Origin of the sequence: Usitatibacter rugosus, assembly GCF_013003965.1 — a bacterium.
Classification (GTDB): Bacteria; Pseudomonadota; Gammaproteobacteria; order Burkholderiales; family Usitatibacteraceae; genus Usitatibacter; species Usitatibacter rugosus.
On sequence record NZ_CP053069.1, the window covers coordinates 143,337 to 157,438 of the forward strand.

The 14,102-nt window shown below is 67.1% G+C and carries 14 protein-coding genes and 1 pseudogene; 8 read left to right on the top strand and 7 right to left on the bottom strand.

Annotated elements, in window-relative coordinates:
- The first annotated feature begins 40 nt into the window (after window positions 1-40).
- From DSM104443_RS00670 to DSM104443_RS00705, 8 genes are all read left to right on the top strand, one after another.
- Window positions 41-1,246, top strand: a complete 1,206-nt coding sequence (locus DSM104443_RS00670) for an acyl-CoA dehydrogenase family protein (RefSeq protein WP_171088797.1) — start codon at window positions 41-43, stop codon at window positions 1,244-1,246.
- Window positions 1,247-1,250: 4 nt separating this feature from the next.
- The gene (locus DSM104443_RS00675) at window positions 1,251-2,399 is read left to right on the top strand and encodes an acyl-CoA dehydrogenase family protein (RefSeq protein ID WP_171088798.1); all 1,149 of its coding nucleotides are present in this window, start codon (window positions 1,251-1,253) and stop codon (window positions 2,397-2,399) included.
- Window positions 2,396-2,812 (top strand): PaaI family thioesterase, encoded by a 417-nt coding sequence (locus DSM104443_RS00680; protein ID WP_171088799.1) that lies wholly within the window; start codon window positions 2,396-2,398, stop codon window positions 2,810-2,812. Before DSM104443_RS00675 ends, DSM104443_RS00680 begins: the two co-directional genes overlap by 4 nt.
- The gene (locus DSM104443_RS00685; RefSeq protein WP_171088800.1) at window positions 2,809-3,543 is read left to right on the top strand and encodes a 2-phosphosulfolactate phosphatase; all 735 of its coding nucleotides are present in this window, start codon (window positions 2,809-2,811) and stop codon (window positions 3,541-3,543) included. Before DSM104443_RS00680 ends, DSM104443_RS00685 begins: the two co-directional genes overlap by 4 nt.
- Window positions 3,540-4,514 (top strand): NADPH:quinone oxidoreductase family protein, encoded by a 975-nt coding sequence (locus tag DSM104443_RS00690; protein ID WP_171088801.1) that lies wholly within the window; start codon window positions 3,540-3,542, stop codon window positions 4,512-4,514. Before DSM104443_RS00685 ends, DSM104443_RS00690 begins: the two co-directional genes overlap by 4 nt.
- Window positions 4,511-5,332: an IclR family transcriptional regulator gene (locus tag DSM104443_RS00695; protein ID WP_171088802.1), complete on the top strand. Its 822-nt coding sequence runs from the start codon at window positions 4,511-4,513 to the stop codon at window positions 5,330-5,332. The genes DSM104443_RS00690 and DSM104443_RS00695 overlap by 4 nt, the downstream gene beginning before the upstream one ends.
- A 416-nt stretch (window positions 5,333-5,748) precedes the next feature.
- Entirely contained in the window at window positions 5,749-5,958 is a 210-nt protein-coding gene (locus DSM104443_RS00700) for a hypothetical protein (RefSeq protein WP_171088803.1), read from the top strand.
- Between the two features lie 125 nt (window positions 5,959-6,083).
- Window positions 6,084-8,642: a dynamin family protein gene (locus DSM104443_RS00705; protein WP_171088804.1), complete on the top strand. Its 2,559-nt coding sequence runs from the start codon at window positions 6,084-6,086 to the stop codon at window positions 8,640-8,642.
- Window positions 8,643-8,720: 78 nt separating this feature from the next.
- Here the strand turns inward: DSM104443_RS00705 and rng are convergent, their stop codons facing one another.
- The 7 genes and pseudogenes from rng to DSM104443_RS00735 all read right to left on the bottom strand — a co-directional run bounded on the left by rng (window position 8,721) and on the right by DSM104443_RS00735 (window position 14,101).
- Entirely contained in the window at window positions 8,721-10,172 is a 1,452-nt protein-coding gene (rng, locus tag DSM104443_RS00710) for a ribonuclease G (RefSeq protein WP_171088805.1), read from the bottom strand.
- A gap of 207 nt (window positions 10,173-10,379) precedes the next feature.
- Window positions 10,380-10,985 (bottom strand): Maf family protein, encoded by a 606-nt coding sequence (locus DSM104443_RS00715; protein WP_171088806.1) that lies wholly within the window; start codon window positions 10,983-10,985, stop codon window positions 10,380-10,382.
- Window positions 10,986-10,994: 9 nt separating this feature from the next.
- Window positions 10,995-11,465 carry a 23S rRNA (pseudouridine(1915)-N(3))-methyltransferase RlmH gene (gene rlmH, locus DSM104443_RS00720; RefSeq protein ID WP_171088807.1) on the bottom strand — a complete coding sequence of 157 codons (471 nt, stop codon included), beginning with the start codon at window positions 11,463-11,465 and terminating at the stop codon, window positions 10,995-10,997.
- 2 nt (window positions 11,466-11,467) lie between these two features.
- A complete protein-coding gene (locus DSM104443_RS22110) occupies window positions 11,468-11,869 on the bottom strand; it encodes a histone H1-like repetitive region-containing protein (RefSeq protein ID WP_425509626.1) in 402 nt (133 codons plus the stop codon).
- A gap of 15 nt (window positions 11,870-11,884) precedes the next feature.
- Window positions 11,885-12,145 (bottom strand): annotated as a pseudogene (gene rsfS / locus DSM104443_RS22115) (ribosome silencing factor); the annotation flags it as partial.
- The gene (gene nadD, locus DSM104443_RS00730) at window positions 12,146-12,805 is read right to left on the bottom strand and encodes a nicotinate-nucleotide adenylyltransferase (protein ID WP_171088809.1); all 660 of its coding nucleotides are present in this window, start codon (window positions 12,803-12,805) and stop codon (window positions 12,146-12,148) included. It abuts the pseudogene before it with no gap.
- Between the two features lie 18 nt (window positions 12,806-12,823).
- Complete coding sequence (locus DSM104443_RS00735) at window positions 12,824-14,101, bottom strand: glutamate-5-semialdehyde dehydrogenase (RefSeq protein ID WP_246232849.1); 1,278 nt, start codon at window positions 14,099-14,101, stop codon at window positions 12,824-12,826.
- Window position 14,102: the final 1 nt, after the last annotated feature.

Sequence of the window (14,102 nt, forward strand, 5' to 3'; positions counted from 1 at the left end):
TCAATAGCAGAATTCAGTTCCGCTTCGCGGAACGATGACCATGAACCTCGCCCATACCGCCGAAGAGATTGCTTTCCGTGATGACGTGCATGCGTTCATCGCGAAAAACCTGCCCCCGGAAATCGCCGCGAAGGTCCACGGCGGCAAGCGCCTGGGGCGTGACGATTACATGACCTGGCACAAGATCCTCGCCCGCCAGGGCTGGGTCGCTCCGGGCTGGCCGAAGGAGTTCGGCGGCCCCGGCTGGAACACGGTGCAGCAGCAGATCTTCGACGACGAGTGCGCCGCCGCCGGTGCGCCGCGCATCCTGCCCTTCGGCGTGAAGATGGTGGCGCCGGTGATCATGCGGTTCGGCAACGCGGCGCAGAAGCAGCACTTCCTGCCGCGCATCCTCTCGGGCGAAGACTGGTGGTGCCAGGGCTATTCGGAGCCGGGCGCGGGGTCGGACCTCGCCTCTCTCAAGACGAAGGCCGAGCGAGCCGGCGACCACTACGTCGTCAACGGCCAGAAGACCTGGAACACGCTCGGACAGTTCGCCGACTGGATCTTCGTGCTGGTTCGCACCGCGAGCGCGGGCCGCCCCCAGGAGGGCATCTCCTTCCTGCTCGTGGACATGAAGACGCCCGGCATCACGGTGCGTCCGATCCGCATGCTGGATGGCGAGCACGAGATCAACGAAGTGTGGTTCGAGAACGTGAAGGTGCCCGTCGCCAATCTCGTCGGTGAAGAGAACAAGGGCTGGACGTGCGCCAAGTTCCTGCTCGGCCACGAGCGCACCGGAATCGCCGGCGTGGGCGCGTGCAAGCGGGAGCTGAAGCACCTGAAGGAGATCGCGCGCAGGGAGCCCGCGGGCGGCGGCGATTCACTCATGAAGGACGTGCGTTTCCGCGACCGCATCGCGCAGGTCGAGATCGAGCTGATGGCACTCGAGGTCACGAACCTGCGCGTGCTCTCCGCCGAGGCGGAAGGTGGCAAGCGTGCGCCCGGCCCCGAGGCGTCGATCCTCAAGGTGCGCGGCACCGAGATCCAGCAGTCCCTTTCGGAATTGATGATGCAGGCCGTGGGCGTCTACGGAATCCCGTATGTGCCCGAGGCGCTCGATGCGGAATGGGGCGGGGTGCCCGTGGGCGCCGAGTACGCCGCGCCGTTGTCGGGCCACTACTTCAACATGCGCAAGACGTCGATCTACGGCGGATCCAACGAGATCCAGAAGAACATCGTCGCGCAGCTCTCGCTCGGACTCTAAGACCATGGACTTCAGCCTCACGCCCGAACAGGGCATGTTGCAGGACTCGCTTCGCAAGTTCCTCGCCAACGAGTACGGCTTCGATTCGCGGCGCAAGCGTGCGGAGAGCGCCGACGGCTTCTCGCGCGACACGTGGGCGCAGCTGGCCGAGCTCGGCCTGCTGGGCATCGCCATCTCCGAGGACGACGGCGGCCTGGGCGGCGATGCGTTCGACTCGATGCTGGTGATGGAGTCGCTCGGCCGCGCGCTCGTGGTCGAGCCCTATCTCTCCACCGTGGTGCTGGGCGGTGCCACCATCGCGGCCGCGGGCAACGCGGACCAGAAGGCGAAGTGGCTGCCGGCGATCGTGGGCGGCGAGACGCTCGTCGCCTTCGCGCATGGCGAGCCGCGTTCGCGCTACGCGCTTTCGCACGTGGAGTGCACGGCGAAAGCCGACGGCGCGGGCTGGAAGCTCGATGGGCAGAAGGCCGTCGTGCGCGATGCGGCTACGGCCGACGTCCTGCTCGTCTCCGCACGCACGGCCGGAAGCACGTCGGACGAGAAAGGCATCTCGCTCTTCCTCGTGGATGCGAAAGCAAAGGGTGTCGCCATCCGCGGTTATGCGACTCAGGACGGCGGCCGCGCGGGTGAAGTGACGCTCACTGGGGTGCAGGTCGACAAGGACGCCTTGCTCGGAAATGCGGGCGAGGCCTATCCCGTGATCGAGCGCGCGGTGGACCGGGGCATCGCCGGGTTGTGCGCCGAAGCGCTCGGCATCATCGACGCGCTGAACGAGGCCACGCTCGAATACCTCAAGACCCGCCAGCAGTTCGGCCAGCCCATCGGCCGCTTCCAGGCGCTGCAGCACCGCATGGTCGACATGACGATCCGTGCCGTCGAGGCGCGCTCGATGGCGATCGTGGCCGCGGCGGGCGCCAACGACTCGGACCCGATGGAGCGCCGCCGCAAGGTAAGCGCGGCCAAGGCTCACATCGGCCAATGCGCGCGCTACGTGGGCCAGCAGGCGGTTCAGCTGCACGGCGGCATCGGCGTCACCGACGAGCTGATCGTGAGCCACTGGTTCAAGCGCCTCGCGATGATCAACGCGACGTTCGGCGACGCGGAGCACCACCTCGGCGTCTTCAGCGACCTGCTGTTGAAAGAGGACGCTTGAGCGAGGTACCGGCGGGGTTTGTCGCACTCGACCGGCCCGGCGACTACCTCGAGCTCTTCGGCCCGCTCTACCGCTCGAGCGATCCCGCGATCCGGAACGTGATCGCGATGCGCGCGATGAAGAAGCACCTCAACCTGCGCGGCATCGTTCACGGCGGGGCGCTGGCCTCGCTGATCGACACCGCCTTCGGCATCACGCTCTGGCGCACCACCGAGGGAAAGATCTCGACCGTGACCGTGAGCCTGGGCATGGACTACCTCGAGCCCGCGAAGGAAGGCGACTGGATCGAGGCGCACGTCGACGCGCTGCGCATCGGCCGGCGCCTCGCGTTCGTCGAGGGCCTGCTCCTCGTGGGCGACCGCAAGGTGATGCGCGCCAACGGCACGTTCGCGGTGGTCGAGCCCCGCAAATGACGCGCCGCGTGCACGTGCTGATGCGCAAGGAGGACCTCGATGCCGAGCGCCTGCCGGGCAAGGTCGTGATCGTGCTGGACGTGCTGTTCGCCACGACGACGATCGCCGCGGCGTTCGCGGCCGGCGCTACGGAGGTCGTTCCCGCACTGGACGGCGATTCCGCACGCGCCGCCGCGAAGGGCCGTGCGGAAGGAACCTACGTGCTCTCCGGCGAGTTGCGCGCCGAGACGATCGCCGGATTCCACCATCCGTCGCCGCTCGCGCTCACGAGCCGCGCGCCGCTCAAGGGAAGCACGCTCATCTACGCGACCACCAATGGCACCGTGGCGATCGCCAAGTCGGTGGGCGCGGACCATGTCTATGCGGCGGCGCTCGTGAACGCGCGCGCCGTCGTCGATCGCGTGCGCGACCAGCATCCGGAGGAGACCGTGCTCATCGTGTGTTCCGGTTCGGTGCAGAACTTCAACCTCGAGGACTTCTACGGCGCGGGCCATTTCGCGAAGCTCTTCGCGCGCGACGGCGGCGTGGATCTCTCCGATGCGGCGCTCGCCGCCATCAAGCTCTTCGACGGCACGACGCCCGACGAATGCCTTCGCGACTCGCGCGTCGGCCGGATGATGCGCGAGCGCGGCCTGGATGCGGAAGTCGCCTATGCGGCGCAGCGCGACGTGCTCTCCGTGATCCCGCACCTGGAGCAGGGCGTGCTGCGAGATGCCGGGAGGGCTGCATGAAGGCCGTGATCTGCTCGAAGCTCGAAGGTCCGGGCGCGCTCGCCGTGGGCGATCTTCCCGATCCCCCGCCCGGTCCCGGGCAAGTAGTCATCGAGGTGAAGGCCGCCTCGCTCAATTTTCCCGACGCGTTGATGGTGCGCGGCCTCTACCAGGTGAAGCCGCCGCTGCCGTTCTCGCCGGGCGCGGAGCTCTCGGGCGTGGTCGTCGCGGTGGGCGAGGGCGTCGAGCGCCCGCGCATCGGCGATTCGGTGATCGCGCTCTCGGGGCACGGAGGCTGCGCTGCACTGTGCGTTGCCGATGCCGCGCGCACCATGCCGCTTCCCAAGGGCATCGATTTCGACACGGCCGCGGCCTTCGCGCTCACGTACGGCACCGCGCTTCACGCACTGAAGGAAGTCGCGGCGATCCAGCCCGGCGAGACGCTCGCGGTGCTGGGCGCGGCCGGCGGCACGGGCATCGCGGCGATCGAATGCGGCAAGGCGATGGGCGCCAGGGTGATCGCATGCGCGTCGAGCGCGGAGAAGCTCGCGCTCGCACGGGAGCACGGCGCCGACGAGACGATCGACTACACGACCGAGGATCTTCGCGCGCGGCTCGATGCCATCGCGGGGAAGAAGGGCATCGATGTCGTGTTCGACGCGGTCGGCGGCCCGCACACGGAGCCTGCGATGCGCGCGCTGGGCTGGCGCGGGCGGTTGCTGGTGATCGGCTTCGCCGCGGGCGAGATCCCGAAGCTGCCGCTCAACCTCGCGCTGCTGAAGGAACGCCAGATCCTCGGCGTCTATTGGGGCGACTGGACGAGGCGCGATCCCGCCGCCCATGCGAAGAACATGGAACAACTGGTCGCGTGGATGCGCGAAGGCCGTGCCCGCCCCGCGATCACCGAACGCATCGGCCTCGACGGCGTGGCGGACGCGTTGGAGCGCATGTCCGGCCGGCGCGTGCTGGGAAAGGTCGTGGTGAATCCATGAAGCGCGCTGCCCTGCCGCCGATCCGAAGCCGCTCCGCCCAGCAGGACCGGCGCTTCGTCACCGCGCTCGCCCGCGGCCTGGATATCCTGCGATGCTTCTCGCGCAAGGATCGCGAGCTCGGCAACGCGGAGATCGCCAAGCGCACCAGGCTCGCCAAGCCGACCGTGAGCCGCCTCACGTTCACGCTCACGCAGCTCGGCTACCTCACCTATTCGCCCGAGACCGGCCGCTACGCGTTGTCGGTCGGCGTGCTCGCGTTCAGCCACGCTTATCTCGGCACGCTCGACGTGCGCAACCTCGCGCGGCCGCTCATGCAGGCGCTCGCCGACGATGTGCACGCCTCGGTCTCGCTCGGCGCGCCCGACCCCAGCGGCCAGCACATGGTGTTCCTCGAGATCTGCCAGGGCGCGGGCCAGATGTTCCACATCAGCCTCGAAGTGGGCTCGCGCGTGCCGCACGGCTGGACGGCGATGGGCCGGGCCTACCTCGCGGCGCTCACCCCCGAGGCTCGCGAAGAACGCCTCGCCAACTACCGCAAGAACACTCCCCGCGCCCAGTGGGAGAACATCGAGCCCGGGCTCGAGAAAGCCGTTCGCGACTACGAGCGCTATGGCTTCTGCCTGTCGGTGGGGGAGTGGGTGAAGGACGTCTGGGCGGTCGGGGTCCCGATGGTCTCCCGCGACGGCCACCGGATCCTGGCCCTGAACTGCAGCGGACCCATCTTCGACATGACCCGGCAGCGGGTCATCGCCGAAATCGGTCCCCGCCTCCTGGCCCTCCGGGACCGGGTCCTCGCCGCCACCGGCGGGGCTTTCTAGGTAATTAGGGTCAGACCCTTTTTTCCGTCCTCGGCCTGCGGGCCGAGGCTAGCGGAATAAAGGGTCTGACCCTAATTACCGGTTCCGACCCCTTTATTCGGCCGTGCAAATTCACGGCCCGGAGGACGGAAACCTCCAACGAAATCGTCACGTTGGCCCCGTATCGTCCGGGTCATGAAGATCACCGTCGTGACCCCCCAATCCCCCGCCTTCGGACGCCGGACAGCCTGGCGGGAACGCTTCCTGGCGATCGGCCAGGCTGTCGGAAACGCCCCCGCACCAGCGTTTCAGCCCCCGGTTTCTTCGTTTCGTCGCATCCCGCTGGCAGGTCCCCGGGCCCGTCCCTAGAGTGCGGTCATGTGCTGCAGCCAAGGCACAAAAAGACCCCGAACCAAACGAGCCCAAGGAGACACACCATGATCAGCTTCATCCAGGAATTCGCCCTGCTGTTTGCCGTAGCCACCCCGCTTGCCGTGATCTTCGCCATGAACGTCTTCCTGATGCTGGAAGGCGAGCGCGGCACCCTGATGCTCCCGTCCACGGACTGGACGCCGCAGGCCGCCGCCAACGACGGCCAGTACTACGCCAAACCGGCCAACGACGACACGTTCTCGCGAGTCGCGTAGGACCCCGCACCACCGCTGTCTCCTACGCTCGTAACACCGGAAGGCCGGGCCTGGCGCCCGGCCTTCTGCTTTCTGTGCAGTAACTCACTGGTTCTTTTCGGGAATCGGGCTAATAATGGGTCCCTATGCCCGCGCCCCAGAACCCCAACCACACGCGTTTCGAAGCCGAGATCGGCCGCTACAACCAGTGGCGCGAGGAGCTCACCCAGTCCGTCCACGAGTACCACGACTGGCTGGAGAGCAACGGACACCTCGACGTCCAGCAATCGATCCGCTTCTACGACCTCCTCGAGAACCTCAACAAGGGGCGGCTGCTGCTCGCCTTCCTGGCCGAGTTCTCCCGCGGGAAGTCCGAGCTCATCAACGCCCTCTTCTTCTCCAATTTCAAGGAGCGGCTGCTGCCCTCCGACGTGGGGCGCACCACGATGTGCCCGACGGAGATCTTCCACGACCCCACCGAGGAGCCGTACCTGAAGCTCCTGTCGGTGGAGACCCGCTACCGGGACGAGTCGATCTCGCAGCTGAAGAACATGCCGGTGGAGTGGAGCAAGATCCGCCTGAACACCAACTCCACGGCGGAAATGCAGAAGGCCCTGGCCGCGCTCGCCGAGACCAAGAAGGTCTACGCGCTCGAAGCCCGCATGCTCGGCCTTTCGCCGATGCTGAACGAGAACGGCGAGCTGCCCGGCGAAGAAGAGCTGGTGGAAGTGCCCGCGTGGCGCTACGCCATGATCAATTACCCGCACCCGCTGCTGAGCAACGGCCTGTCCATCCTCGACACGCCGGGCCTCAACGCGCTGGGCATGGAGCCGGAGCTCACGGTCTCCACCATCCCGTCGGCGCATGCGGTGCTGTTCCTGCTTTCGATCGACACCGGCGTCACGAAGAGCGACCTCGAGATCTGGGACCGCTACGTCCGCCCGGGCCTGCCGCAGAAGATCGCGGTGCTGAACAAGATCGACCTCATGTGGGACGAGCTGAAGACTCCGCCGGAGATCGACCGCGCCATCACCCGCATGGTGGATACCACCGGAGCGCATTTGAACCTGCCGCGCGAGCGCATCTTCCCGATCTCGGCGCAGAAGGCGCTGCTGGGCAAGATCCGCGACGATCCCGCGCTGGTGAAGAAGAGCGGCATCGAGCAGCTCGAGCGCTTCATGGCCGACGAGATCGTCCCGATGAAGCGCTCCATCCTCTGCAAGGCCGTGGTGAGCGAGATCGGCGGCATGATGAGCTCGTCGCGCGCGCTCGTGGCCAAGAAGCAGGAATCCAACCTCGCCGCCGTGGCCGAGCTCCAGGGCCTGCAGGGCAAGAGCCGCGACGTGGTGACCAAGCTCTGGCAGAAGATCACCGCCGAGAAGAACGCGTACAACACGTCGCTCGCCGAATACAAGGTCAACAGCGCCCAGTTCAACGCCAAGCGTGCGGCGCTCATGGACCGGCTCAACCCCGCCCACCTCGACCAGATCATGGGGAAGAGCGAAGCGGCGATGGAAAAGTCCTGGACCACCGTGGGCCTGCAGCGCTCGATGCGCGAGATGTCGCGCCTGATGAGCGAGGATTTCGAGACCGTCTTCGTCGCGAGCGAGGACATCAAGAAGATGATGCAGGGCGTGTACAACACGTTCATCCAGAAGTTCGGCTTCCAGAAGATGACGCTGCCCTCGCTGGACCTCGACCCGCAGCGCACGAAACTGAAGCTGCTGGTGCACGAGGCCGAGGCCTTCTCGCGCGACCCGGTCAACGTCGCGCACTACACCGGCCCCTTCATCAAGAAGTTCTACAACACGATCGTGAAGCAGGCGCGCTTGACGTTCACGGACGCCAAGACGCAGGCCGACCGCTGGGTCCAGGCCGTGATCATGCCGCTCGAGACGCAGATGAAGGACCACAAGCAGCTGCTGCAGTCGCGCCTCGACAACCTCTCCAAGATCAACGAGAAGACCACCACCATCAACGAGCAGATGGCGGAGCTGAAGAAGGTCGAAGCGGATCTGAAGAAACAGCGCGACATGATCGAGGGCCTCATCTCCCGCGTGTCCGCCTCCGAGGGACGCGCGCCCATCCCCGACATGGTCGGCGCCCCGCTGGCCCGCCCCGACGACACCATCACGCCCGAGATGATGCAGACGGCGCGCATGGCCGCGGCCGGAGCGCAGAAGGCTGCTCCCGCCCCCGCCCCCGTTGCCGCCGTGCCGAGCGCACCGAAGCCCGCGCCCAGCACCGCCCAACCGATGATCGCTTCCGACGACCTCCTGGCGCAGCTCGCGGCCGTGTCACCCACGGAATCGGTGCCCTCCGCGGTCGACCGCATGCAGGAGACGCAGCGCCTGGCGCTCGGCATCTCGGGTATTCCGGAGGAGATCCAGCGCACCCAACGTACGAAGCCCTCCGAGGGTGCGGGGATGATGGACACGCAGCGCCTGGCGGCTGCAACTCCTCCGCCTGCTGCTGCCGCGCCGGTAGCATCGACTCCCGCTCCGGCGGCCGAGCCGGAGCGCACGCAGCGCATTCCCAACGCCGAAGGCGACAAGACCGTCCAGATCGCCGCCCTCGACCCCAACTGGCGTCCGCCGGTGCCGGGCACGGAGGTCGAGAAGGATGCGACCACCACCCAGCGCCTGGACAACTCGATCCAGCGGCTGCAAGAAGCGAAGCGCCTCCTCCAGAACCTCAAGTCGTAGGAAGCAGGACAGGAAGAAATTAGGGTCAGCTACTTTTTTCGCGTGCTGCGCGAAAAAAGTAGCTGACCCTAATTTCTTCTACACCAGGATCACGTCGTACTGTTCCTGGGCGTAGGCGGTCTCGACCTGCATCGAGATGGGCTTCTGGATGAAGTCGCCCAGGGAGGTGAGGCCCTGCGATTCCTCGTCGAGGAAGAGGTCGATCACCTTCTGCGAAGCGAGGATGCGGTACTCCTTGGCGCTGAACTGCCGATCCACGCGAAGGATCTCGCGCAGGATCTCGTAGCAGATCGTCTGCGCGGTCTTCATCTCGCCGCGCCCCGCGCACACCGGGCAGGCCTCGCACAGCACGTGGGCCAATGATTCGCGGGTGCGCTTCCTCGTCATCTCCACGAGACCGAGCTGCGTGAAGCCGTTCACGGTGATGCGCGTGCGGTCCTTCGAGAGGGCCTTCTTGAACTCCGCCAGCACCGCGTCGCGATGCTCCTGCGTGTCCATGTCGATGAAGTCGACGATGATGATGCCGCCGAGGTTCCTCAGCCGGAGCTGCCGTGCGATCGCCTGCGTGGCCTCGAGGTTGGTCTTGAAGATCGTGTCGTCGAAGGATCTCCCGGAGACGAAGCCGCCGGTGTTCACGTCGATGGTCGTGAGCGCCTCGGTCTGGTCGAGGATCACGTAGCCGCCGCTCTTCAGGTCCACGCGGCGTGCCAAGGCCCGCTCGATCTCGTCTTCCACCGCGAAGAGGTCGAAGAGGGGCCGCTCGCCCTGGTAGTGCTCCAGCACCGGCAGCGCCGCCGGCGTGTAGCGGGTCGCGAACTCCAGCAGCTTCTGGTGCGTCTCGCGCGAGTCGACGACGATGCGGTCGGTGTTGCTGGAGACGAAGTCGCGCAGCACCCGTGTTGCGAGCGAGAGGTCCTGGTAGAGCAGCTCCTGCGGTGCGGCCCTCGTGGCCGACACCTGGATCTGCTTCCACAGGGTGATCAGGTATTCGATGTCCGCGGTGAGCTCGGCATCCGTCGCGGTCTCGGCCACGGTGCGCACGATGAAGCCGCCCGATTCGCCCGCGGGGATCAGCGCGTGGACCTTCTCGCGCAGGTGCTCGCGCTCGACTTCGTCCTCGATCCGCTGCGAGATGCCGATGTGCGGGTCCTGCGGCAGGTACACGAGCAGCCGCCCGGCGATCGACACCTGCGTGGAAAGGCGTGCGCCCTTGGAGCCGATCGGATCCTTCACCACCTGCACGAGCAGCGTCTGCCCTTCGGTGAGGATGCGCTCGATGGGCCGCTCGACACCGCCGTTGCGCGCGGACCAGATGTCGGCCACGTGCAGGAAGGCGGCGCGGGTGAGGCCGATCTCGACGAACGCGGATTGCATGCCCGGCAGCACGCGGCACACGCGGCCCAGGTAGACGTTGCCCACGAGGCCGCGGCTCGAGTCGCGCTCGATGTGCAGCTCCTGCACCGAGCCCTGCTCGGTGAGCGCGACCCGCGTTTCCTGCGGGGTGACGTTGATGAGGATCTGCTCGTTCATCGGTGGCTCGCGGAAAGACTAAGGCGATGTCCACGGATAAACACGGATAAACACGGATGGATTCCAACCACGAATCCATCGAAGCGAGAATGGAGGGTGTCCGCTAGCTAACGGTGCAGCACCTCATGTCCTCGAAACCCATCTGTGTTTATCCGTGTTTATCCGTGGATGAAAAAGTCTTGGGTCCGCAGCGGAGCGTGAAGCCCGTCAGGGGACGGTGACGCCGAATTCCCGTAGAAGGCGGGCCGTCTCGAAAAGCGGCAGGCCCATGACCCCAGTGTAACTCCCCTCGAGGCGCTCGACGAAGACGGCGGCGCGGCCCTGGATGGCATAGGCGCCGGCCTTGTCGAAGGGCTCGCCGGAGGCCACGTAGGCCGTGATGCGCTCCGCATCCAGGGGCGTGAAGGTGACGAGCGACTCGCTCACCTCCATTCGCGTCCGGTCCTCGAACTTGAGCGCCACGGCGGTGAGCACGCGGTGCTGGGTGCCGGAGAGGAGGGTGAGCATGCGCTCGGCGTCGGCCCGGTCCGCGGGCTTGCCGAGGATCTCGCTCGCGAGCGCGACGGTCGTGTCGGCGGCGAGGACGGGCTTTCTCTGCAGGCCGCGGCGCATCACGACGCGATCCCAGGCGGCGTTCACCTTGAGGTCGGTCACGCGCCGCACGTAGTCGTCGGGCTGCTCGCCGGGCTGCACGTCCTCGCTGGTCTCGTTGTCCTGGCGGTTGCCCTCGCGAAACAGCAGCGGCTCGAACTTGACCCCGATCTGCTGCAGCAGCTCTCGGCGGCGGGGGCTTCGGGAGGCCAGGTAGATCATGGTGAGTTCTTATTCGCGGTGATAAGGGTGCCGGGCGAGGATAGACCAGGCGCGGTAAAGCTGCTCGGCGAGCACCACCCGCACCATCGCGTGCGGCAGCGTGAGGGGGGAGAGCGAGATGAGCTTGGAGGCACGCTCGCGCACCTCCGTCCCGTGGCCGTCGGCGCCGCCGATGGCGAAGGCCGGGTTGGTCCCGTCGCGCATCCATTCGGCGAGCATCACCGAGAGGCCCTGCGTCGTCACCGCGCGGCCCTTCTCGTCCAGCGCGATCAGCGTGTCGCCCTTCGGGAGTGCCCCCAGCAGGCGCTCGCCTTCGAGGGCCTTCGCCTTCTCCGTGGTCTTGCCGGAGGTGCGGTCCTCGGGCTTCAGCTCGACGAGATCGAGGCGGATCTCCGGAGGCATCCGCTTCGCGTACTCCTGGTAGCCCTCCTGCACCCACGAGGGCATCTTGTGGCCGATCGCGAGGACGGTGACGCGCACCTTCAGCCGGCGCGCTTCTTCGCGGCCTTCTTCGCCGCGGGCTTCTTCTTCACGGCAGCCTTCTTGGCGGCCGGCTTCTTCGCAACGGCCTTCTTCGCCGCCGGTTTCTTCGCAACGGTCTTCTTCGCGACGGGCTTCTTCGCCGCGGGCTTCTTCACGGCGGGTTTCTTCTCGGCAGGCTTTTTCACGGCGGGCTTCTTCGCGGCCGGTTTCTTCGCCACAGGCTTCTTGACGGTGGGCTTCTTTGCCGCGGGCTCCTTCGCCTCCGTCTTCTTGCGCGGCGGCCGCGTGGGCACCGGGATCGTCGTGGTGTCGACCGGCTCCGTGGAGTTCACCACCGGATCGCTCTTGCCCTCGCCCCAGAGCTCCTCGAGGTTGTAGTAGCGGCGCGCCACCGGCTGCATGATGTGCGCGACTACGTCGCCGGCATCCACGAGGATCCAGTCCCCAGTCCCCTCGCCCTCCATGCCGATCACGACGGAGCCGGCTTCCTTCAGCTTGTCCTTCACGTGGTGGGCGAGCGCCTTCGTCTGGCGCGCGGATTCGGCGGTGGCGACCACGATCCAGTCGAACGCGTACGTGACCTTGCGCACGTCGATGGCGAGGATGTCGCGGGCCTTGATGTCGTCGAGCGCCTCGACCACGAGGCGTTTCTTGGCGGGAGTGGAGAGTGAGGTCATTCAGGTTCCGGAGTGGTAGAGCTTGTGGGAGCGGATGTATTCCGCCACGGGATCGGGCGTGAGGTAACGGATAGACCCGTCATCCTTCACGAGGTTTCGGATCGCGGTGCTGGCGATGGCGAGCGGCGTCATCGAGAAGGTCATCACCTTGCCGGCGGGGGAGCCGAGCAGCTCGCGCAGGTTCAGCGTGACGCGCGGGCCCACATCCGCGTGGAAGGCGCCCGGGCCCTTGGAAAGCCACTCGGTGTCGTCGGCGCGGATGGCCACGGCGAAGTGCGCAAGGTCGAAGAGCTCGGTCCACCGGTGCCAGGTGTGGATCTGGCCGAAGGCGTCGGAGCCCAGCAGGAAGACCAAGGGCACTTGCGGCCCGCGCTCGGCGCGGACCTCGGCCAGCGTGTCGTACGTGTACGTGGGCCCGCTGCGGCGAAGCTCGCGGTCGTCCACGTCGAAGCGCGCGTCGCGCTGGATGGCGAGCTTCACCATCGTGAGGCGCTGCTCGGCCGTGGCGTGCGCGGCGGCGCCCCGGTGATAAGGAAGGCCCGCGGGCAGGAAGATCACCTGCTCCAGCTTGAACGCCTCGGCGAGCTCGGTGGCAAGCCGCAGGTGCCCGAAGTGGATCGGATCGAATGTCCCGCCGAAAAGGCCCAGGGGGCTCGTCATCGGTCCGGCATCGCGCGGTCAGCTCCGGACGTGGCCGTCGCCCAGCACGACCCACTTGCGGGACGTGAGGCCTTCGAGACCGACCGGGCCACGAGCGTGCAGCTTGTTGGTGGAGATGCCGACTTCCGCGCCGAGTCCGTACTCGAAGCCGTCGGCGAAGCGGGTGGACGCGTTCACCATCACGCTCGAGGAATCGACCTCGCGGAGGAAACGCTGCGCGCACGCCCAGTTCTCGGTGACGATCGCATCCGTGTGCTGCGAGCCGTACTGCGCGATGTGCTCCATCGCCTCGTCCAGGCCGGCGACGACTTTGATGGACACGATGGGCGCCAGGTACTCGGCGTACCAGTCGTCCTCGGTGGCGAGCTTGGCCTCGTGGATGTACTTGCGCGTCTCGGCACAGCCGCGAATCTCCACGCCCTTGGCCACATAGACCTTGCCGATCTCCTGCAGGAAGGCGCTGGCGACATGGCGCGCGACCAGCAACGTCTCCATCGTGTTGCAGGTGCCGTAGCGCTGGGTCTTCGCGTTGTCCGCGACGCGCACGGCCTTCGCAAGATCGGCGCTCGCGTCCACGTACACGTGGCACACGCCGTCCAGGTGCTTGATGACGGGGACGCGCGCATCCTTCGCGACACGCTCGATGAGGCTCTTGCCGCCGCGAGGGACGACCACATCCACGTAGCCTTCCATCGCGATCAGCTCGCCCACCGCGGCGCGGTCGGTCGTCTCCACGAGCTGGATCGCGGCCTCGGGGAGCCCCGCTTTCTTCAGGCCATCGGCGAGGCACGCGGCGATCGCCTGGTTGGAATGCGTCGCCTCACTGCCGCCGCGCAGGATGCACGCGTTGCCGGACTTGAGACAGAGCGCGCCCGCGTCGGCCGTCACATCGGGTCGCGACTCGTAGATGATCGCGACGACACCCAGCGGCACCCGCATGTGGCCCACCTGGATGCCGGAGGGGCGATAGGCGAGATCGGTGATGGCGCCGACGGGATCGGGGAGGGTGGCCACTTGTCGTAGCCCCGCGGCCATCTCCTCGACCGCCTTGGCGGTGAGCACGAGGCGGTCGATGAACGCGTCGTCGCGGCCCTCGGCGCGCGCGGCCTTCACGTCGCGCGCGTTGGCGGCGAGGATGGTCTTCTCGCGTTCCTCCATCGCCTCCGCCGCCGCGAGCAGCGCCGCATTCTTCGCAGCCGTCGGCGCCCGCGCCAGCTCGCGCGCTGCTTTCCGCGCGGCCTTGCCGAGGGCCAGCATCGCGTCGCGCAGCTCGGAATCCGGGAGGTCGTTGGGCATG